The organism is Vallicoccus soli (assembly GCF_003594885.1).
Lineage (GTDB): Bacteria > Actinomycetota > Actinomycetes > Motilibacterales > Motilibacteraceae > Vallicoccus > Vallicoccus soli.
This window is the reverse complement of sequence record NZ_QZEZ01000011.1, coordinates 17,248-38,069: the sequence shown is the minus strand read 5'-3', so window position 1 is coordinate 38,069 and position 20,822 is coordinate 17,248. Positions and strand designations below refer to the sequence as shown.

The 20,822-nt window shown below is 75.5% G+C and carries 17 protein-coding genes; 12 read left to right on the top strand and 5 right to left on the bottom strand.

Annotated features, from left to right (window positions below; translation table 11 throughout):
• The first annotated feature begins 30 nt into the window (after window positions 1-30).
• The 7 genes from D5H78_RS17620 (at window position 31) to treZ (ending at window position 10,378) form a co-directional block, all read left to right on the top strand.
• On the top strand, window positions 31-1,704 hold the full coding sequence (locus D5H78_RS17620; RefSeq protein ID WP_119951823.1) for a nitrite/sulfite reductase: 1,674 nt from the start codon (window positions 31-33) through the stop codon (window positions 1,702-1,704).
• A gap of 6 nt (window positions 1,705-1,710) precedes the next feature.
• Complete coding sequence (locus D5H78_RS19480) at window positions 1,711-1,881, top strand: hypothetical protein (protein ID WP_165865791.1); 171 nt, start codon at window positions 1,711-1,713, stop codon at window positions 1,879-1,881.
• Entirely contained in the window at window positions 1,878-2,645 is a 768-nt protein-coding gene (locus D5H78_RS17615) for a phosphoadenylyl-sulfate reductase (RefSeq protein WP_119951822.1), read from the top strand. The genes D5H78_RS19480 and D5H78_RS17615 overlap by 4 nt, the downstream gene beginning before the upstream one ends.
• A gap of 67 nt (window positions 2,646-2,712) precedes the next feature.
• Entirely contained in the window at window positions 2,713-3,936 is a 1,224-nt protein-coding gene (gene cobA, locus D5H78_RS17610) for a uroporphyrinogen-III C-methyltransferase (RefSeq protein ID WP_119951821.1), read from the top strand.
• An 83-nt stretch (window positions 3,937-4,019) separates the two neighbouring features.
• Window positions 4,020-6,131 carry a glycogen debranching protein GlgX gene (gene glgX, locus D5H78_RS17605; protein ID WP_119951820.1) on the top strand — a complete coding sequence of 704 codons (2,112 nt, stop codon included), beginning with the start codon at window positions 4,020-4,022 and terminating at the stop codon, window positions 6,129-6,131.
• Complete coding sequence (treY, locus tag D5H78_RS17600; RefSeq protein WP_119951819.1) at window positions 6,121-8,544, top strand: malto-oligosyltrehalose synthase; 2,424 nt, start codon at window positions 6,121-6,123, stop codon at window positions 8,542-8,544. Before glgX ends, treY begins: the two co-directional genes overlap by 11 nt.
• Before the next feature lie 64 nt (window positions 8,545-8,608).
• Window positions 8,609-10,378 carry a malto-oligosyltrehalose trehalohydrolase gene (gene treZ / locus D5H78_RS17595; protein WP_119951818.1) on the top strand — a complete coding sequence of 590 codons (1,770 nt, stop codon included), beginning with the start codon at window positions 8,609-8,611 and terminating at the stop codon, window positions 10,376-10,378.
• A 25-nt stretch (window positions 10,379-10,403) separates the two neighbouring features.
• Here the strand turns inward: treZ and zapE are convergent, their stop codons facing one another.
• Complete coding sequence (zapE, locus tag D5H78_RS17590; protein ID WP_119951817.1) at window positions 10,404-11,420, bottom strand: cell division protein ZapE; 1,017 nt, start codon at window positions 11,418-11,420, stop codon at window positions 10,404-10,406.
• Window positions 11,421-11,464: 44 nt separating this feature from the next.
• On the opposite strand from zapE, the gene D5H78_RS17585 reads away from it, so the two are divergent.
• Complete coding sequence (locus tag D5H78_RS17585) at window positions 11,465-12,190, top strand: pyrimidine reductase family protein (RefSeq protein WP_119951876.1); 726 nt, start codon at window positions 11,465-11,467, stop codon at window positions 12,188-12,190.
• 217 nt (window positions 12,191-12,407) lie between these two features.
• Here the strand turns inward: D5H78_RS17585 and D5H78_RS17580 are convergent, their stop codons facing one another.
• On the bottom strand, window positions 12,408-12,767 hold the full coding sequence (locus tag D5H78_RS17580; protein WP_119951816.1) for a DoxX family protein: 360 nt from the start codon (window positions 12,765-12,767) through the stop codon (window positions 12,408-12,410).
• Window positions 12,764-13,843, bottom strand: coding sequence for an ATP-dependent DNA ligase (locus D5H78_RS17575; protein ID WP_119951875.1), 1,080 nt, complete (start codon window positions 13,841-13,843; stop codon window positions 12,764-12,766). Before D5H78_RS17575 ends, D5H78_RS17580 begins: the two co-directional genes overlap by 4 nt.
• Before the next feature lie 75 nt (window positions 13,844-13,918).
• Between D5H78_RS17575 and D5H78_RS17570 the strand changes: the two genes are divergently transcribed.
• Window positions 13,919-14,395: an indole-3-glycerol phosphate synthase gene (locus D5H78_RS17570; protein WP_119951815.1), complete on the top strand. Its 477-nt coding sequence runs from the start codon at window positions 13,919-13,921 to the stop codon at window positions 14,393-14,395.
• Between the two features lie 12 nt (window positions 14,396-14,407).
• Here the strand turns inward: D5H78_RS17570 and D5H78_RS17565 are convergent, their stop codons facing one another.
• Window positions 14,408-16,237: a hypothetical protein gene (locus D5H78_RS17565; RefSeq protein WP_119951814.1), complete on the bottom strand. Its 1,830-nt coding sequence runs from the start codon at window positions 16,235-16,237 to the stop codon at window positions 14,408-14,410.
• Between the two features lie 184 nt (window positions 16,238-16,421).
• Here D5H78_RS17565 and D5H78_RS20370 point away from each other — a divergent pair, with 184 nt between their 5' ends.
• The 3 genes from D5H78_RS20370 to D5H78_RS17550 all read left to right on the top strand — a co-directional run bounded on the left by D5H78_RS20370 (window position 16,422) and on the right by D5H78_RS17550 (window position 19,734).
• Window positions 16,422-17,525 carry a calcium-binding protein gene (locus D5H78_RS20370; protein WP_119951813.1) on the top strand — a complete coding sequence of 368 codons (1,104 nt, stop codon included), beginning with the start codon at window positions 16,422-16,424 and terminating at the stop codon, window positions 17,523-17,525.
• 137 nt (window positions 17,526-17,662) lie between these two features.
• Window positions 17,663-19,315, top strand: coding sequence for a hypothetical protein (locus tag D5H78_RS17555; RefSeq protein WP_119951812.1), 1,653 nt, complete (start codon window positions 17,663-17,665; stop codon window positions 19,313-19,315).
• A gap of 62 nt (window positions 19,316-19,377) precedes the next feature.
• A complete protein-coding gene (locus tag D5H78_RS17550) occupies window positions 19,378-19,734 on the top strand; it encodes a hypothetical protein (protein WP_119951811.1) in 357 nt (118 codons plus the stop codon).
• 9 nt (window positions 19,735-19,743) lie between these two features.
• Here D5H78_RS17550 and ligD read toward each other — a convergent pair whose 3' ends face one another.
• A complete protein-coding gene (ligD, locus tag D5H78_RS17545) occupies window positions 19,744-20,820 on the bottom strand; it encodes a non-homologous end-joining DNA ligase (RefSeq protein ID WP_119951810.1) in 1,077 nt (358 codons plus the stop codon).
• Window positions 20,821-20,822 lie beyond the last annotated feature (2 nt).

The window sequence follows — 20,822 nt, the reverse complement described above, 5'->3', positions numbered from 1 at the left end:
GTGGCGCGCCCCCGTGAGGAAGGACGCCACGTGGCGCCTGTCGAGCAGCGCACCCGACCCTCCCGCCCGACCGGCGGCAAGGGCAACGGCCAGTGGGCCCTCGGCCACCGCGAGCCGCTCAACGCCAACGAGCAGTTCAAGAAGGACGACGACGGGCTCAACGTCCGGGCGCGCATCGAGGGCGTGTACGCCCACCGCGGCTTCGACAGCATCGACCCGGCCGACCTGCGCGGGCGCATGCGCTGGTGGGGGCTCTACACCCAGCGGCGGCCCGGCATCGACGGCGGCAAGACCGCCGTCCTCGAGCCGCACGAGCTCGACGACGAGTACTTCATGCTCCGGGTGCGCATCGACGGCGGGCAGCTCACCGTCGCGCAGCTGCGGGCCGTCGCCGAGGTGTCCACGAGGTACGCCCGCGGCACCGCCGACATCACCGACCGGCAGAACGTGCAGCTGCACTGGATCCGGATCGAGGACGTCCCGGCGATCTGGGCGACGCTGGAGGCGGTGGGGCTCTCGACCACCGAGGCGTGCGGCGACACCCCGCGCGTCGTGCTCGGCTCGCCCGTGGCGGGGATCAGCGAGGAGGAGGTGCTCGACGGCACCCCGGCCGTCGACGCCATCACCGAGCGCTACATCGGCGACCCCGCCTTCTCGAACCTGCCCCGCAAGTTCAAGACCGCGATCTCGGGCCTGCAGGACGTCGCCCACGAGATCAACGACGTGTCGTTCGTCGGCGTGGTCCACCCCGAGCACGGCCCGGGCTTCGACGTCTGGGTCGGCGGCGGGCTCTCCACCAACCCCATGCTCGCCCAGCGCCTCGGCGCCTGGGTGCCGATCGAGGACGTGCCCGAGGTCTGGGCCGGGGTCGTCGGCATCTTCCGCGACTACGGCTACCGCCGGCTGCGCAACCGCGCCCGGCTGAAGTTCCTCGTGAGCGACTGGGGCGCCGAGCGCTTCCGCGAGGTCCTCGAGCAGGAGTACCTCGGCCGCGCGCTGACCGACGGCCCCGCGCCGCCCGCGCTCGACCCGGTCGACCACATGGGCGTGCACCGCCAGCGCGACGGCCGCTCGTACGTCGGCGTGGCCCCCACGGTGGGCCGGGTCAGCGGCGAGGTGCTGGCCCGCCTCGCCGACGTCGTGGAGGCGCACGGCTCGGACCGGGTGCGCACGACGGTGCAGCAGAAGCTGCTCGTCCTCGACGTCCCCGAGGACCGGGTGGAGTCCCTCGTCGAGGCGCTCGACGCGCTCGGCCTGCAGGCCCGTCCCAGCCGCTTCCGCCGCGGCACGATGGCCTGCACCGGGATCGAGTTCTGCAAGCTCGCGATCGTCGAGACCAAGGCGCGCGCGGCGTGGGCCGTCGACGAGCTCGAGAAGCGCCTCGACGGCTTCGACGTGCCGCTGACGGTCAACGTCAACGGCTGCCCCAACTCCTGCGCCCGCATCCAGACCGCCGACATCGGCCTCAAGGGCATGCTCGTGCCCGGCCCGGGCGGCGCGCAGGTGGAGGGCTTCCAGGTGCACCTGGGCGGCGGCCTCGGCCTCGACGCCGGTTTCGGCAAGAAGCTGCGCGGACACAAGATCGCGGCGGACGAGCTGCCCGACTACGTCGAGCGTGTCGTGCGCCACTTCGCGGAACAGCGCACCGAGGGCGAGCGGTTCGCTCAGTGGGTGGGCCGGGCTGCCGATGAGGACCTGAGGTGATGTGACGTGACCGGGTCCTCGGGAGGCGACGGCACCGCCCGCGCGGTGCCCTTCTACTGCCCCTTCTGCGGCGAGGAGGACCTGCGCCCGCACGAGGCGTCGCACGGCGCCTGGGGCTGCGGGAGCTGCCGCCGCGTGTTCACGCTCAAGCTCGTCGGGATCGAGGTGTCGGCATGACCTGCACGATCGAGGCGGGCCCCGCGACGGGGGCCGCTCCGACCGCGACCGTCGACCTCGGCCTGCCCGTGCGCCGGCGCGACCGCGAGGAGCTGCGCCGCCTGGCCCAGCGCGCGGCCGTGGAGTTCGAGGGCCGCGACCCGCTGCTCGTCCTGGACTGGGTCGCGCGCACCTTCGGGCGCCGCGTCGCGGTCACCTCGTCGATGACCGACGCCGTGCTCCCGCACCTCGTGTCGCGGGTCAAGCCCGGCGTGGACGTGCTCTTCGTCGACCCGGGCTACCACTTCGCCGAGACCCTCGGCACCCGCGACGCCGTCGAGGCGACGCTGCCGGTCAACGTCGTCACCGTCCGGCCCGAGCTCACCCGGGCCGCCCACGAGGCGCGCTACGGCGAGCTGTGGCGCACCGACCCCGACCTGTGCTGCGCGATGCGCAAGGTCGGCCCCCTCGAGCGCGCCATGCAGGACTACGACGTCTGGGTCACCGGCGTGCGGCGCGAGGAGTCGGCGACCCGCCGCGACGCGCGCCTCGTCGAGTGGGACGAGCGGCGCGGCAAGATCAAGGTCAACCCGCTGGTCGCGTGGACGCAGTTCGACGTCGACCGCTACATCGACTGGTTCGACCTGCTCGTCAACCCGCTGACGCAGATGGGCTACCCCTCGATCGGCTGCGAGACCTGCACCCGCGCCGTCGCCCCCGGCGAGGACCCGCGCGCCGGGCGCTGGGCCGGGCGCAGCAAGACCGAGTGCGGCATCCACGCCTGACGCCCCCGCCGGACCGGCCCCGGCGCTCGCGACCGGGCGCCGCGGCGCGCTGCGGGACACTGGGCGGGTGAGCGAGCGCTACCACCTGGCCGTCGACCTGCGCGGGCGCCCCGCGCTCGTCGTCGGCGGCGGGCCGGTGGCCCTGCGCCGCGCGCGCGGGCTGCTCGAGGCCGGGGCCGACGTGCGGGTGGTCGCCCCGGAGCTGTGCGGGGGCCTCGCCGCGCTCGCCGACGCCGGCGACGTCGCGTGGGAGCCCCGCCCGTACGCCGAGGGCGACGTCGACGGCGCCTGGCTGGTGCAGACCGCGACCGGCGACCCGCCGGTCGACGCCGCGGTGGCCGACGAGGCGGAGCGGCGGCGGGTGTGGTGCGTACGGGCCGACGACGCGGCCGTGAGCGCCGCCTGGACCCCCGCCGTGGCCCGTGCGGGTGACGTGCAGGTCGCGGTCACCGCGGGCGGCGACCCGCGGCGGGCCCGGCGCCTGCGCGACGCCGTCGCCACGGGCCTGGACACCGGGGCGCTCCCGCTGCGCCGGCACCGGCCGGCGGCCCGCGGCCGGGTGGCCCTCGTGGGCGGCGGCCCGGGCGACCCCGGCCTCATCACGACGCGCGGACGGCGCCTGCTCGCCGAGGCGGACGTCGTGGTCGTGGACCGGCTCGCCCCCCGCGCGCTGCTCGACGAGCTCGACGAGGACGTCCTCGTCGTGGACGTCGGCAAGGTGCCCGACCACCACCCCGTGCCGCAGGACCGCATCAACGAGGTCCTCGTCGAGCACGCCCTGGCCGGGCGGCGGGTCGTGCGCCTCAAGGGCGGCGACCCCTTCGTGCTCGGCCGCGGCGGCGAGGAGGCGCTGGCGTGCATCGCCGCGGGGGTGGACGTGGAGGTCGTGCCCGGCGTCACGAGCGCGGTCGCCGTCCCCGCGGCGGCCGGCATCCCGGTCACCCACCGCGGGCTCGCGCGGCAGGTGACCGTGGCCACCGGGCACGACGACCTCGACTGGGCCTCCCTCGGCCGCCTCGAGGGCACGCTGGTCCTGCTCATGGGGGTCACGCACCTCGCGCGCTCCGCCCGGCGGCTCGTCGAGCACGGGCGCGACCCCCGCACCCCGGTCGCGGTCGTCGAGTCGGGCTTCTCCCCCGCCCAGCGCACGACGACGGCGACCCTGGCCACCGTCGGTGCGGTCGCCGCCGAGCGCGGCGTGCGCAACCCGGCGGTGGTCGTGGTCGGCGACGTCGTGGGCCTGGCCGAGGGGCTGGCACCGGGAGGATCGAGAGGGCCGGACGCAGGGTAGGCAGGAGGTCGCCACCCGGCGGCTGGGACGATGATCGCCCTGCACCACCGCCCGACCCCCGACCGCGAGGAGACGCACCGCGCATGGAGACCTGGCCCGGCTCTGCCTACCCCCTGGGGGCCACCTACGACGGCGTCGGCACGAACTTCGCCGTGTTCTCCGAGGTCGCGGAGCGCGTGGAGCTGTGCCTCTTCGAGCAGGACGGCACCGAGACGCGCGTCGCCCTGCCCGAGTCCGACGGCTTCGTCTGGCACGGCTACCTGCCGCGCGTGGGCCCCGGCCAGCGCTACGGCTTCCGCATCCACGGCCCGAACGACCCGGCCCGCGGCCTGCGGTGCAACCCGAACAAGCTGCTCCTCGACCCGTACGCGAAGGCCGTCGACGGCCAGATCGACTGGGACGAGTCGCTCTTCGACTACCGCTTCGAGCACCCGGACGACCGCAACGACCTCGACAGCGGCCCGCACATGATGAAGTCGGTCGTCGTCAACCCGTTCTTCGACTGGCAGGACGACCGCAGCCCGCGGACGCCGTACCACCAGACGGTCATCTACGAGGCGCACGTCAAGGGCCTGACCATCGCGCACCCGGACATCCCCGAGGAGATCCGGGGGACGTACGCCGGCCTCGCGCACCCGGTCATGGTGGAGCACCTCAAGGGCCTCGGCGTCACCGCCGTCGAGCTCATGCCGGTCCACCAGTTCGTCCAGGACCACCACCTGGAGGAGAAGGGGCTGTCGAACTACTGGGGCTACAACACCATCGGGTTCTTCGCCCCGCACAACCTGTACGCGGCCGACGCGCGCAACGGCCAGCAGGTGCAGGAGTTCAAGGCGATGGTCCGCACCCTGCACGAGGCGGGCATCGAGGTCATCCTCGACGTGGTCTACAACCACACCGCCGAGGGCAACCACATGGGCCCGACGCTGTGCTTCCGCGGCATCGACAACACCGCGTACTACCGGCTCGTCGACGGCGACCCGATGCACTACTACGACACGACCGGCACCGGGAACACGCTGCTCATGCGGCACCCGCACGTGCTGCAGCTCATCATGGACTCGCTGCGGTACTGGGTCACCGAGATGCACGTCGACGGCTTCCGCTTCGACCTCGCCTCCACGCTCGCCCGGCAGTTCCACGAGGTCGACCGCCTCTCGGCGTTCTTCGACCTGGTGCAGCAGGACCCGGTCGTGTCGCAGGTGAAGCTCATCGCCGAGCCGTGGGACGTCGGCGACGGCGGCTACCAGGTCGGCAACTTCCCGCCGCTGTGGACCGAGTGGAACGGCAAGTACCGCGACAACGTGCGCGACGTGTGGCGCGGCGAGCCGCACACGCTCGGCGAGTTCGCGATGCGCCTCACCGGCTCCAGCGACCTCTACCAGGGCGACGGGCGCCGGCCGCTCGCGTCCATCAACTTCGTCACCGCGCACGACGGCTTCACCCTCGAGGACCTCGTCTCGTACAACGAAAAGCACAACGAGGCCAACGGCGAGGGCGGCAACGACGGCGAGAGCCACAACCGGTCGTGGAACTGCGGCGTCGAGGGGCCGACGGACGACCTCGACGTGCTCGCGCTGCGCGAGAAGCAGAAGCGCAACATCCTCACCACGCTGTTCCTGTCCCAGGGGGTGCCGATGCTGCTGCACGGCGACGAGCTCGGGCGCACCCAGGGCGGCAACAACAACGTCTACTGCCAGGACAACGAGATCGCGTGGGTGGACTGGGAGGACGCGCGCCACCACACGACGATGCTCGAGTTCGTGCGCCGCCTCGCGAGGCTGCGCCACGAGCACCCCGTCTTCCGGCGCCGGCGGTTCTTCCAGGGCCGGCCGGTCCGCGGCAGCGGCGGCGACGCCCTCGGCGACATCGCGTGGCTCACCGCGCGCGGGCGCCCGATGAACGACGAGGACTGGAGCAGCGGGCAGCGCCACGTCACCGTGTTCCTCAACGGCGACGCCATCACCGAGCCCGACGAGCGCGGGCAGCGCGTCACGGACGACAGCTTCCTGCTGCTGCTCAACTCCTCGCCGGACGACATGGTGTTCACCGTCCCGGAGGAGAAGTACGGCGCCTCGTGGGACGTCTGCGTCGACACCTCCGCCCCGCTGGAGATCGAGCAGCCGACGCTGAAGGCCGGCGCGCCGGTCGAGGTCGAGGCCCGCTCCGTGCTGGTGCTGCGCCGTGTCCACTGAGGCGCCCCGCGGGACGTACCGGCTGCAGCTGCGCGAGGAGTTCGGGTTCGACGACCTGGCCGGGCAGGCGGACTACCTGCGCGACCTGGGCGCGAGCCACGCGTACCTCTCCCCCGTGCTGCAGGCGACGCCGGGCTCGACCCACGGCTACGACGTGGTCGACCACGGCCGGCTCAGCGACGACCTGGGGGGCATGGCGGCCTTCGAGCGGCTGCGGTCCCGGCTCGAGGAGGTGGGGCTCGGCGCCGTCGCCGACGTGGTGCCCAACCACGTCGCGGTGCCGACGCCGGTGTCGCTCAACGCGCCGCTCTGGTCGGTGCTGCGCGAGGGGCCGGAGTCGCCGTACGCGCGCTGGTTCGACGTGGACTGGGCCGCCCAGGGCGGCGACATCCTCATGCCGGTGCTCGGCAAGCGCATCGGCGAGTGCCTCGCCGACGGGGAGATCCAGCTCGACACGAGCGGCGACGAGCCGCTCGTGCGCTACTACGACCACGTCTACCCGGTGCGCCCGGGCACCGAGCACCTGCCGCTGCCCGCGCTGCTCGAGCGCCAGTACTACCGGCTGGCGTTCTGGCGGGTCGCCGACGAGGAGCTGAACTACCGGCGGTTCTTCGACGTCGACACCCTCGCCGGGGTGCGGATGGAGGACCCGGAGGTCTTCCGCGAGACGCACGCCCTGCTCGCCCGCCTCGTGCGCGAGGGGCAGCTCGACGGGCTGCGGATCGACCACCCGGACGGCATGGCCGACCCGGGCGGCTACCTGCGGATGCTCGCCGAGGCCACCGACGGCACCTGGGTGGTCGTGGAGAAGATCCTCGAGGGCGACGAGCAGCTCCCGCAGGACTGGGCGTGCGCCGGCACCACCGGGTACGACGCGATGCTGCGCGTCTGCGGGCTGTTCGTCGACCCCGACGGCGAGGCGCCGCTGACCGCGCTCTACACCCAGCTCACGGGCGAGCCGGCGGACTTCGGCGTCGTGGTCGAGCAGTCCAAGCGCGACGTCGTCGAGCACGGCCTGTACGCCGAGGTGGCCCGGCTCGTCGAGCTCGCCGCGCAGGTGTGCCACGACGACATCGAGGTCCGCGACCACACCCGGCGGGGGCTGCGCGAGGCGCTCGTCGAGCTGCTCGTCGCGTTCCCGGTCTACCGGGCGTACGTCACCCCGGGCGAGGAGGCGCCGCCGGAGTCGGTCCGCCTCGTCGAGGACGCCGCGGAGGTGGCGCGCACCCGGCTCCCCGAGGAGCGCCACGCCACCCTCGCCCTGGTCCGCGACCTGGTGCTGGGGCGCCCGGTCGGCGACGGCCGGCGCGAGCGGCGGCGCGACGAGATCGTCGTGCGCTTCCAGCAGACCTGCGGCCCGGTCATGGCCAAGGGCGTCGAGGACACCGCCTTCTACCGCTGGTTCCGCCTGGCCGGGCTCAACGAGGTCGGCGGCGACCCGGCGCACTTCGGGGTGCCCGTCGAGCAGTTCCACGCCTGGACCGCGGCGTCGCACGCCCGCTGGCCCGAGGCGATGACGACGCTCTCCACCCACGACACCAAGCGCTCGGAGGACGTGCGCGCGCGCCTCGCCGTGCTCTCGCAGGTGCCGCAGCGCTGGGGCGAGGCGGTGACGGCCTGGCGGGCGCTCACGGCCGCGGTGCGCCCGGCGGAGCTCGACGCCAACACCGAGTACCTGCTCTGGCAGACGCTCGTGGGCGCCTGGCCGATCGCGGCGGACCGGCTCACGGCGTACCTCGAGAAGGCCACCCGCGAGGCCAAGCGCCACACCACCTGGACCACGCCCGACGCGGCGTACGACGCCGCCGTGAAGGGGTTCGCCGAGGCGGTGCTCGCCTCGCCGGAGGTGCGGGCGTCGGTGGAGGCGTTCGTCGCCGAGGTGGAGCCGCACGTGCGCGCGGTCGTGCTCGGGCAGAAGCTCGTGCAGCTCGCGATGCCCGGCGCGCCGGACGTCTACCAGGGCACCGAGCTCGTCGACCTGTCGCTCGTCGACCCGGACAACCGGCGCCCGGTGGACTACGCGCTCCGGCGCGGGCTGCTCGCCAGGCTCGACGCCGGCGAGGCGCCCGAGGGGCTCGACATGGAGAAGCTCCTCGTGGTGTCGCGCGCGCTGCGCCTGCGGCGGGAGCACCCCGCGTGGTTCGGGGCCGGCTCGACCTACGAGCCGGTCGCCACGTCGTCGTCGCACGCGGTCGCCTTCGCCCGCAGCGGCTCGGTCGTCGCGGTGGCGACCCGTCTGCCCGCGGCCGTCGAGCGGGAGGGCGGCTGGGGCGGGGCCACGGTGTCGCTGCCGCCCGGCACGTGGACCGACGTGCTCGGCGGCGCGGACGGGGGCGTGGCGTACGAGGGCGGCGAGGTGCCGCTCGCACGCCTCCTCGCGACCCTGCCGGTGGCGCTGCTCGTGCGCTCCTGACGCGGTCGCCCGGCGCCCGGGGCGCCGCGCATGGACGAGGTGGTCGCGGGGCAGGCAGTGCCCCGTGACCACCTTCTCCGTCTGGGCCCCCGGCGCCGCCACCGTCGAGATCGACCTGCCGACCCGCTCCCCCGCCCGCCGCGGCATGGAGCGCGCCGAGGGCGGGTGGTGGCGCCTCGAGGTGCCCGACGCGGGCCACGGCGACGACTACGCGTACGTCGTCGACGGGTCCGACCCCACGCCCGACCCCCGTTCGCGGTGGCAGCCGGAGGGCGTGCACGGCCCGTCGCGCTGGTACGACCACTCCGCCTACGCCTGGCGCAGCACCGGCTGGCGCGGCGTCGCGCTGCCCGGCGCCGTGCTCTACGAGATGCACGTCGGGACGTTCACCGCGGGGGGCACCTTCGACGCGGCGGTGGAGCGGCTCGACCACCTCGTCGACCTCGGCGTCGACGCCGTCGAGGTCATGCCGGTGGCGGCCTTCCCCGGCCGGCACGGCTGGGGGTACGACGGCGTCCACCTCTGGGCGGTCCACGAGCCGTACGGCGGCCCGGACGCCTTCAAGCGGTTCGTCGACGAGTGCCACCTGCGCGGGCTCGGCGTCGTGCTCGACGTGGTCTACAACCACCTCGGACCGAGCGGCAACTACCTGCCGCGCTTCGGCCCGTACTTCACCGACAAGCACCACACGCCGTGGGGCTCGGCGGTGAACCTCGACGACGAGGGCTCGGACGAGGTGCGCCGCTGGATCGTCGAGAACGCGCTTTCCTGGTTCCGTGACTACCACGTCGACGGGCTGCGCCTCGACGCCGTGCACGCGCTGGTCGACGAGCGCGCGGTGCACGTGCTCGAGGAGCTGTCCTCGGACGTGGACGCGCTCGCGGCCGCCCTGGACCGCCCGCTGTTCCTCGTCGCCGAGTCCGACCTCAACGACGCGGCGATGGTCACGCCCCGGGAGGCGGGCGGGCTCGGGGTGCACGCGCAGTGGCTCGACGACTACCACCACGCCCTGCACACGCTGCTCACCGGCGAGCGGCAGGGCTACTACGACGACTTCGGCTCGATCGCCCTGCTGGCGCAGTGCCTCGAGCGGGTGTTCCGGCACGACGGCGCCTACTCGACCTTCCGCGGGCGGGTGCACGGGCGACCGGTCGACACCACGCGGACGCAGGCCTGGCGGTTCGTCACCTACCTGCAGGACCACGACCAGATCGGCAACCGCGCCGTCGGCGACCGCATCGGCGCGACCCTCGGCACGGACCTGCTCAAGGTCGGGGCCGCGCTCGTGCTCACCGCGCCGTTCACCCCGATGCTCTTCATGGGCGAGGAGTGGGCGGCCTCGACGCCCTGGCAGTACTTCACCGACCACCAGGAGCCCGAGCTCGCCGAGGCCGTGCGCCAGGGGCGGCGCCGGGAGTTCGCCAGCCACGGCTGGGCCGAGGAGGACGTGCCCGACCCGCAGGACCCGGCCACCGTCGAGCGCTCCCGCCTCGACTGGTCCGAGGCCGGGACCGGGGAGCACGCCGAGGTGCTGCAGTGGCACCGGGCGCTGATCCGGCTGCGCCGCGCCACCCCGGACCTCACCGACCCGCGCCTCACCAGGACGTCGGTGGCCTTCGACGAGGAGGCGCGCTGGCTCGTCGTGCGCCGGGGCGCCACGCAGGTCGCGGTCAACCTCGGCGAGGACGAGCAGGACGTGCCGCTGGGGCTGGTGCCCGGGCCGGTGCTGCTCGCCTCGGCCCCGGTGGCGCGGGAGTCGGCGCACGCGGTGCGGCTCGCGCCGCGCTCGGTCGCCGTGCTCGGCGCGGCACCGCCGCGGTGGGTGCCGGCCTGAGCCTGCCGGCCCGCGGCGCCGGCGGTCAGCCGGCGTCGCGGGCGAGCGCGCCGAGGCGGCTGACCGCGCGGACGTACTTCTTGCGGTAGCCGCCGCGGAGCATCTCCGCGGTGAAGAGGTCGTCGAAGGGCACGCCGCTCGTGACGACCGGCACCGCGCGGTCGTACAGCCGGTCGGCCAGGACCACGAGGCGCAGGGCCACGCTCTGGTCGGTCACCGTCCCGACGCCCCGCAGGTGGACCGCGCTCACGCCGTCGAGGAGCGCGCCGTAGCGGCTCGGGTGCAGCCGGGCCAGGTGCTCCACCAGCGCCGGGAAGTCGTCGAGGGTGGCGCCGGGGCCGGCGGCGTCGGCGCGGGCGGTGACCGTCGCGTCGTCGTACGGGCGGGGGGCCGGCGGCAGGCCGCGGTGGCGGTAGTCCTCCCCCTCGACGCGCACCACGTCGAAGCGGCCGCTGAGGTTCTGGATCTCGCGCAGGAAGTCCTGCGCCGCGAACCGCCCCTCGCCCAGGGCGCCGGGCAGCGTGTTGCTCGTCGCGGCGAGGGTGACGCCGGCGTCGGACAGCTCGCCGATGAGCCGCGACATGAGCGTCGTGTCGCCGGGATCGTCGAGCTCGAACTCGTCGATGCACACGAGGACGTGCTGGGACAGCGCTTGCACGGTCTGCTGGAAGCCGAGGGCCCCGACGAGGTTGGTGAAGCCGACGAAGGTGCCGTACGCCCTCGGCCCCGGCGCCGCGTGCCACAGCGAGGCCAGCAGGTGCGTCTTGCCGACGCCGAAGCCGCCGTCGAGGTACGTCCCCCGCGCCGGCCCCGCCGCCTCCCGGCGGCCGAGCAGGCGGCGCCACGACGACCCCGCGGCCGGGCGGCCGAGGCCGGCGGCCACCTCCTCGAGCCGCTGCACCGCCGCGGCCTGCGACGGCTGCGCGGGGTCGGGGACGTACGTCGAGAACCGCACTGCGTCGAACCGCGGCGGCGGGACGAGCTCGGCCACGAGCCGGTCCGCGGGCACGCTGGGGCTGCGGTCGACGAGGCGCGTGGGCACGGTGCCCGAGGCTACCCGGGCGTGCGAGCATCCCCGACGTGCGGATGCTGCTGCCCGAGCCGGTCGAGGACGTCGACGACGACGCGCTGCGGGCGCTCTACGCGGTGCCCGCGGGGACGCCCTGGCTGCGCGCCAACATGGTGTCCTCGCTGGACGGCGCGGTCTCCGTCGAGGGCCGCAGCGGCGGGCTGTCCTCCCCCGCGGACAAGCGCGTCTTCGCCCTGCTGCGCGACCTCTGCGACGCGGTGCTCGTCGGTGCCGGGACGGCGCGGGCCGAGGGGTACGGCGCGGTCCCCCGCTCCGGGGCCCGCGTCGCGCGCCGCCGGGCGCTCGGGCTCGCCGACCTGCCGACGGTCGCGGTGGTGTCGTCCTCGCTCGACCTGGACCCGGGGTCGCGGCTCTTCGCCGGCGGGGGCGGTGCGCGCACGGTGCTCGTGACCACCCAGGCGGCGGCCCGGGAGCGCGGCGGGCGCTTCGACGCCGACCTCGTGACCACGCCGGGCGAGCGCGTCGACCTGCCCGCGGCCGTGGCGGCCCTGCGCGCGCGGGGCCACGCGCACCTGCTGTGCGAGGGCGGCCCCCACCTGCTCGGGCAGGTCGCCGGCGCCGGCCTCCTCGACGAGCTGTGCCTCACCCTCTCCCCCGTCCTCGCCGCGGGCGACGCCCCGCGCGCCCTCACCGGTGCCGCCCTCGCGCCCCCGGTGCCCGCGCGGCTCGGCTCGCTGCTCGAGGAGGACGGGGTCCTGCTCTCGCGGTGGCGGGTGCGCTGACCGGCGCCTGCGAGACCGTTCGGGGTCCGAGCGGGGGTCGTCCCCGTCCGGGGTCGGCGACCTCCCCGCAGCACCACCCCCACCGCCGCGATCATGCGCGGATGGCGGGCACCCGCCGCAGGGGTCGGCAGGACGACGGCGACGGCACCGCTGCGCCATCCGCGCATGATCGCGGCAGGACGGGCTGCAGCCGGACGGCGGTGGGCGCGACCTCGCGTCAGCCGCGGGCGACGCGCAGCGCCCAGGCGACGAGAGGCAGCTGCAGCGGCAGGCGCCCCCAGGCGGCGGTGCGGTACGCGGCCGACCGGTCGCCCGAGGCGAGGGCCATCTGCCAGTTCGCCGGCCACACGGCGAGCAGGAGCGCGGCGGTCGCCCAGCCGGCGCGACGGCGGGTGCCCGGGGCCAGCAGGCCCGCGGCGCAGGCCAGCTCGGCGGCACCGCTCCCCCGGACCCACGGCCGGGGGTCCCCCAGGGCGCGCGGCACGATCGAGGCGAAGGGGCGCGGGGCGGCGAAGTGCAGGACCCCCGTCGTCGTCAGCAGCGCGGCGAGCGCGAGGGCGCAGCGCTCCGCCCTCACGGCAGGGCGTCGGGGTCGGCGGCGAGGACCTTGCCGAGGTCGAAGCGCACCGGCACCTCGAGCTGCTCGTACGTGCAGGACGCCGGGTCCCGGTCGGGCCGCCAGCGGCGGAACTGCGCGGTGTGCCGGAAGCGGGTGCCCTCCATGTGGTCGTACGCGACCTCGACGACGAGCTCGGGGCGCAGCGGCAGCCAGGAGAGGTCCTTCTTCGCGTTCCAGCGCGACACCGCGCCCGGCAGCCGGCCCTGCTCGTGCGCCTCCGCCTGCGCCCAGGCCGCCCACGGGTGCCCGGCGGCGTCGTCCATGCGCAGGGGGGCGAGCTCCTGCACGAGCTCCGCGCGCCGGGCCATGGTGAACGAGGCGCTGACCCCGACGTGCTGCAGCGCGCCGGCGTCGTCGTACAGGCCGAGGAGCAGCGACCCGACGACCTCGCCGCTCTTGTGCCAGCGGAAGCCCGCGACCACGCAGTCGGCGGTCCGCTCGTGCTTGACCTTGAACATCGTGCGCTTGTCCGGCGTGTACGGGGCGTCGACCGGCTTGGCGACCACGCCGTCGAGGCCCGCTCCCTCGAAGATCTCCAGCCACCGGCGCCCCACGGCGACGTCGGTCGTCGCCGGCGTCACGTGGACGGGCGGGCGGGCGCCGGCGAGGGCCTGCACGAGCAGCCGGCGGCGCTCGGCGAAGGGCCGCCGCGTGAGGTCCTCGTCGCCGAGGGCGAGCAGGTCGAACGCCACGAACGAGGCCGGCGTCTCGCGCGCGAGCAGGTCCACGCGCGACTTCGCGGGGTGGATGCGCTGCTGCAGCGCCTCGAAGTCCAGCCGGTCGCCCCGGGCGATGACGATCTCCCCGTCGACGACGCAGCGCTCGGGCAGGTTCTCGAGGACCGCGGCCACGACCTCGGGGAAGTAGCGGGTCATCGGCCGCTCGTTGCGGCTGCCCAGCTCCACCTCGTCCCCGTCGCGGAAGACGACGGTGCGGAACCCGTCCCACTTCGGCTCGACGTGCCCGACGTCGGGCACGTCCTTCACCGCCTTGGCGAGCATCGGCGCGACCGGGGGCATGACGGGCAGCTGCACGGCGCCAGTCTGCCCGCCCCGGGGGCCGCCGACCGCCGCGACCGGCACGCCGCGCGGACCGGTAGCGTGCCGCGGGTGCTGACCACCGTGCTGCTGACCGAGGACGCGCTCGCCGAGCACGACGTGGACCGCGTCGTGCACCTGCACGACCCGGAGCCGGTCCGCTTCCACGTGCTCGTGCCGGTCGACACCCGGCACAACCGCCTCGTCGAGGCGCTCGACGAGCTGGCGCTCGGACGCCTGCGGGAGGCCGTCACCGACAGCGGCGAGCAGCCGCCGGAGCAGGCGCGGGTACGGGCCCAGGCGGCCCTGGACGCGTCCGTGTCCGCACTGCGGCTCGCGGGCGCTGAGGTCGAGGGCGCGCTCGTCGGCGACAACCCGGTCGACGACGTGGTGCGGACGGCGCGCGAGCTCGACGCCGACGAGGTCATCGTCGTGACGCAGCCCCACCTGGTCGAGGAGTCGCTGCGCCGCGACTGGGCCTCGCGCATCCGCGGCGACCTCGGCCGTCCGGTGCTCCACGTCGTGTCCGGCACCGACCGCGTCGTCTGAGGGCGGCGGGCCTCAGGCCCCCCAGGTCGGGACGAGCCGCTCCTCGGCGGTGAACAGGGTCACCACGTCGAGCACCGGGTCGAGGCGGCGCAGCCGCTCCTCGGGCGGCGTCGACGGCGCCAGGAGCCGCTCGAGCGCCGGGCGGTCGACGACCGACCAGAGCGGCGAGGAGGTGCGGTCCAGGCACGTCGCCCGTACCTGCGGCAGCACCTGCTCGAACCACCGGGCGCGCTGGGCGTGGCGCCACAGCTTCCCGCGGTGCGCGTCGCGCCCGAGGGCCCGCCGGGCCCGGTCCTTGAGCCGGCCGGCGGCGCGGCGGGCGCCGACCTCGAGCGCGGCGGCGTACGGCTGCGGGCGCGGCCACGGAGCCCCCATCGGGAGGGCGAGCAGCTCGGGGTCGAGCACGCCCACGGCGGCGCGGTGCAGCGCGGCCGCGTAGCGCTGGTCGGGGCGCAGCGCGTAGCCGGCGCGCAGCCACGGTCGGGTGGCGAGCGGCGACAGCACGTCGACCCCGTGCAGCACGGCCCGGTCCACCGACGAGGCCCACCGGCGCACGCGGTCGTCGACGTACGCGAGCTCCATCGCGTCGAAGGGCCCGAGCCCGGCGTCGCGGGCGGCGTCGAGGTAGCCGGCCGCCCGGCGCCGCCCGTGCTCGCGCGCCGCCTCCGTGGCGACGCCGGCGGACACGCGCAGCAGCAGGTCCTGCAGGTGACGGCGCACGGGCCCCGCCGCCGCGCCGCCGCCGAGCACGAGCCCCGGGGTCGCGTAGATGGCCCGGGCGGTCTCGCCGCCGCTGCCGGACAGGCGCACCGGCAGCGTGCCCGGGGCCGCCTCCAGCGGGGTGCCGAGGTGGCGCAGGGTGGCGAGACCGTCGGCGCGGGCGAGCAGCCCGTCGACCGCGCCGTCCCAGCAGCGCACGACGCCCTCGACGTCCTCGTCCAGCGGTGCGTGCGCGAGGCCGAGGGCATCGGCCACCAGGCCGGCCACCCGCACGTCCGTGTCCTCCGGGGCGCCGTACGTGTAGTGCCGCGCCTTCACCCCGCCGTGGCGCAGCAGCGCCACCAGGACCCGCGAGTCGCGCCCGGCGGTGAGGCCGAGGGTGACCTCGGGGTACGTCGTCCCCGCCGTGCGGACCAGCCCCGCCACCGACGCGGCGGCCTCGCGCACGGCGTCGTCGCGCAGGCCGCGCGGCGCCCGGCGGGCGTCCTGCAGGGCGCGGACCACGACGTCGCCGGGGCGCACCTGGGCGGGCTGCCCCGGGCGGCGCACGACCCGGGCGCCCGCGGGGAGCACGCGCACCCGCGGGTGCAGCGTGCGGTCCTGCCCCACCCACGCCAGCGCGGCGAGGTCGGCGGCCGCCTCGAGGTCGAGCCCCGCGGGCCCCGCCACGCGCGCCAGCACGCCCGCGCTCGTGCTGAGCGCGAGCCCGTCGCCGAGGCGCAGGGCGTACACCTGCTGCATGCCGAGGGGGTCGACCAGCAGCTCCGCCCCGCCGCGGCGGGGGCGCACCCGTGCGACGGCGTACCGGCCCTCGAGCACGTCCTCCAGACGGTCCCAGGAGCGGGCCAGCGACTCGGCCCGGTGCCCGAGCACCGCCGGGTCGGTGCTGACCGGGGTCCCGTCGTAGAGGACCACCTCGTCCTCGCCGTGCTCGGCGTAGCGCCGCGGGTGCGCCGCCTGCCCGTCCGTCGGCACGGCCGCCACCACGACGTCCGGGCCGTCGCTGCGCCACGCCGCCTGGCGGTCCAGCCCCGGCAGCGCGTCGGCGGTCACGTGCAGCGACGCGACGAGCGCGTCGCGCACGGGCTCGGGGACGCCGGTGGCCAGGAGGAGCAGGTTCACGCGCGCCACCCTAGGTGCGCACGGCGGTCGGCCGCGTCACCGCGCGAGGGCGCCACCGAGGACCGACTAGCCCGAAAGGGCCATGGTGTGGCGGTCCGTCGCCTCCGTAGCGTCCCGCGTGCACGGGGGCACGCCCTGCAGGGGCAGCGGCGGCCCCGTGCGCGAGGCACGGGGGGTGTCCTTCATGGGGTACGCACGCGCGGGCCGCGGGCTCGCGGTCCTGGGGCTGGCGGCGGCAGCGGTCGGGGTGGTGCCGGCGGGCGGGGCGTCGGCGGCGGCGCTGTCGGCCACCCTGACCATCGACCGGTACGCACCGCTGGTCCCGCAGTGGGACGGGCGGCTCGTACCGCAGCTCAGCGGCACGGTGACCTGCTCGAGCGGCACGGCGTACACCGACGTCTACGGCGACCTGTACCAGGGCGGGCGCTACGCCTACGGGTCGGCGTACGTGTCGCCGTGCGCGCCGTGGCAGGCGTCCTACTACTCCTACAGCACGGGGTTCGCGACGGGAGCGGCGTCGGCGTACGCCAGCGGCACCGTGCAGGACTGGTCGACGGGCGAGTCCGTCGCCGTCTCCGCGTCCCGGACCGTCACGGTCGTCCGCTGCACCCGGCTCGGCACCGCGGGCGACGACCTGCTCACCGGCACGTCCGGGAACGACGTCATCTGCGGGCTCGAGGGCGACGACCGCATCCGCGGGCTGGGCGGCAACGACGTCGTCATCGGCGGCCCGGGCCTGGACACCGTCGACTTCGCGACGTCGCCCGCGGCGGTCGTGGCGAACCTCGTCAGCGGGACCGCCACCGGCGAGGGGAGCGACCAGCTGCAGCAGGTCGAGCGCATCGACGGCTCCCGCTACGCCGACACCCTGACCGGTGACGCCGGCCCCAACGAGCTGCGCGCCGGCGTCGGCAACGACAAGGTCTCCGGCGGCGGCGGGGACGACCTCGTCTACGGCGGCGACGGCAACGACAGCCTGTTCCTCGGCACCGGCAACGACGTCGGCGGCGGCGGCGCCGGCACCGACACCGTCGGCTTCGCGCTGGCCATCAACGCCGACCTCACCGCCGGCACCGCCACCGGCGAGGGCGACGACGTCCTGCAGACCCTGGAGAACATCACCGGCACGCCCGCCGCGGACCGCCTGCGCGGCTCCTCGGGCAACAACCACCTGCAGGGCCTCGGCGGCAACGACACCCTCATCGGCGAGGCCGGCACCGACCGCTGCGACGGCGGCACCGGGACCGACACCGCCACCACGTGCGAGACGCGCATCGCCATCCCGTAGCGCCCGGGGACGGCACGCGGTCGACGGACGCCTTCCGGTGCGGCGGTCGGGCCCCTAGGGTTCGGACCGCCGCGCGCGGGGGTGCGCCAGACGGGGGGACGACGGTGGTTCGAGCACGTGCAGGGGCCGTAGCGGTCGTGGCGGGGATCGCGCTCACCGGCCTGTCCGCGCCGGCGACGTCGGCGTCGGGGTCGGACGAGGTGCAGACGCGGGTCACGGTCAGCGTCGACAGGACGACCGTGACCGAGGGCGGGTCGGTGCGGGCCACGGCGAAGGTGACGACGCTCGACGGCAAGCCCTACACGGAGGGCGCGGTCCAGTTCGGGCAGGTCCTGATCCGCGGCTGGTGCGACGGGCCGTCCGTCCCCGTCGACGGCCGGGGAGTCGCTACGGCGCTCGTCCCGTTGATCAGTCCCACGGGTGGAGGGGTAGAGGCCCAGCACTACGTCGGCGAGATCGGCGAGGGCGGCCGCGGCTACGCGGATGTCGACGTGGCGGCCATCGACCTGCCGGTGCGTCTCCAGCTCAACGCCACGGACGCCTACCCGAGTGGTCAGCTGATCTACGGAGCGACGAGCGCCCAGCAGCACTACAACTGCGTGGACTCGGACGACGACTGGGCCTACGGCACCGTGGACTTCTACCGCGGTGGCACCTTGCTGGCGTCGGGGTGGTCCGCGGCCGACGACCGCGAGGACTGGCTGGAAGTGCAGCTCCCGGCGGGGCGACACCAGGTCCGCGGCGTCTTCACCCCCACGTGGGGGTGGTCCACCGCCACGGCGACGATGGACGTCTCCGTCGCGGTCGATGGCACGACCACCACCAGCGACGAGCTCGTCCGCAACCCGTCCTTCGAGTCCGACCTGGCCGGCTGGGGCGCCCACGGCGGGACGCTGACCCGGGTGACCCGGGCCGGAGCCCCCGACGGCGCGGCCGTCGTCCGGGCGAGCCGCGGCAGCGGCACGGTCTTCTCGGTCAGCGACACGCGGCAGGGCGCCGCGCCCACGGTCTCGGCCACGACGCGGGGTGCCACGTACGTCGCGAGCGCCCACGTCGCGGCGGCGACCAGCGCGAGCGTGGGCAGGACGGCGACGCTCATCCTCCGCGAGCGGACGCCCGCCGGCTCCCTCGTGAAGGAGACCAAGGTCCCGGTGAAGCTGACCACGGGCTGGCAGCGCCTCGCCGTCGCAGCCCAGGCGACCGCGACCGGCAACGACCTCGGGGTCCGGGTCGAGCAGAGCGGTGCGGCAGCGGGGCACGCCTTCTTCGCTGACGCCATCTCCTTGGAGCACGCGACAACCCATGTCGCGGACCCCCATACCGTTGTGACGAGCGAGCTGACGCACTCGGTCTGGACCGGGCTCTCCGCCAACGCCAAGAGGGTCAGCCTGGAGCAGGTCCCGGTGGGCCGGGACCTCGGGAGCATCACGGCGTACGTCGACGGCCTCGGCGCGAGCAGCGGCAGCCAGGTGCTGCGCGGCGTGGTCTACGCGGACGCCGGCGGGGCCCCGGGACGCCTCGTCGCCAGCAGCGAGCCGGTCACGGTCCGCGCGGGACGCCCTGCCGGCCCGCTGGACCTGCCCGTCACGAAGGCGCTGCGCCTGACCGAGGGCCGCTACTGGGTCGGCCTGCACTCGGGGACCACCGGGGGCGTCGCGCGCTACCTGTCCCAGGTCGTCCCCGGGACGCTGCGGACCAACAGCGACGCCTACTCCGACGGCGCCACGGCGACGTTCGGCGCCTCGACGGTCGACGGCAAGGACATGCTGCTCTGGCCCGTCGTCTCCTGACCCCGAGGGGACCTGCCTGCCCCGCCTGGCGCCCGCCGGAGCCGCCCCGGGAGGATGCACCGGTGAGCCCCCGACGACCGACCGACCCACGGGCCCCGCGCCCGCCCTGGTGGCAGGCGCGGGGAGCGACCGCCGCGCGGAGCCTGCAGCTCAGCGGGCTCTTCGGGCTGCTCGGCACGGTGGCGCTGGTCGGCGGGCTGCAGGTGGAGCCCGCGTGGTTCCTGCTGGCGGCCCTCGGCTTCTTCCTCAACGGCCTGCTCTTCGCCCTCGGCGGGCGCGCCCAGCTCGGCGAGGAGCGCGCCGGGCGGCGGCGGGACGCGCAGGGGCCCGGGGAGCAGCCGTACCTCGTCGCCGCGGGCGCCACCGGGCTGGGCGCGGTGCTCGCCGGCCTCGCCGCGCTGGCCCGCGCCCTCGCCTGAGACCGGCCGTCAGTCCGGCGCGTCCGCCGGCTCCGGCGCCGGCTCCGCCCGGGCGCGCGAGGGCTGCACCCGCTTCGGCTCCCCCGGCATCTTGGGGTAGTCCGGCGGGTACGGCATGTCGCCCAGCCCGCGGTCGCGCTCGTCGCGCTCGTACCACTCGAGCAGCGGCGTGAGGTCGTGCTCGACGTCGTCGATCCCCGCCATCAGGTCGCCGACGGCGGCGAAGCGGGCCGGCAGGGTCCGCACGGTGAGGTCGCGCGGGTCGGCGAGCGGCAGCTCGTCCCAGGTGAGGGGCGTCGACACCGGCGCGTGCGGCAGCGGCCGGATCGAGTACGCCGACGCGATCGTCCGGTCCCGCGCGTTCTGGTTGTAGTCGACGAAGATCGCCTCGCCGCGCTCCTCCTTCCACCACTTCGTGGTGACCCGCCCCGGCATCCGACGCTCCAGCTCGCGCCCGAAGGCGATGGCGGCGTGGCGCACCTCGGTGAACGACCAGCGCGGGGCGATGCGCACGTACACGTGGACGCCGCGGTTGCCCGAGGTCTTGGGGTACCCTCGCCAGCCGAGCTCGGCGAGCACCTCGCGCGCGACGCCGGCGACCTCTACGGCCTCGGCGAACGCGGTCCCCGGCTGCGGGTCGAGGTCGATCCGCAGCTCGTCGGGGTGGTCCACGTCGGCACGGCGCACCGGCCAGGGGTGGAACGTGATGGTGCCGAGGTTCGCGCACCACGCGACGGTCGCGAGCTCGGTCGGGCAGACCTCGTCGGCGGTACGGCCGCTGGGGAACGTGATGTGCGCCGTCTCCACCCACGGCGGCGCGTTCTTCGGCACCCGCTTCTGGTAGAACGCGTCGCCCCGGTTGTCCATCCGCGTGGCGAGCTTCATGCCCTCGTGGACGCCGCCCGGCCAGCGCTCCATCGTCACGGGCCGCTCGCGCAGCGCGCGCAGGATGCCGTCGCCGACGGCGAGGTAGTACTCGACGACCTCCCGCTTGGTGATCCCGGGCCCGGGGAAGTACGTCTTGTCCGGGTTGGACACCCGGACGTCGCGGTCCCCGACCTCGATCTCCACGAACGGCGTCGCCATGT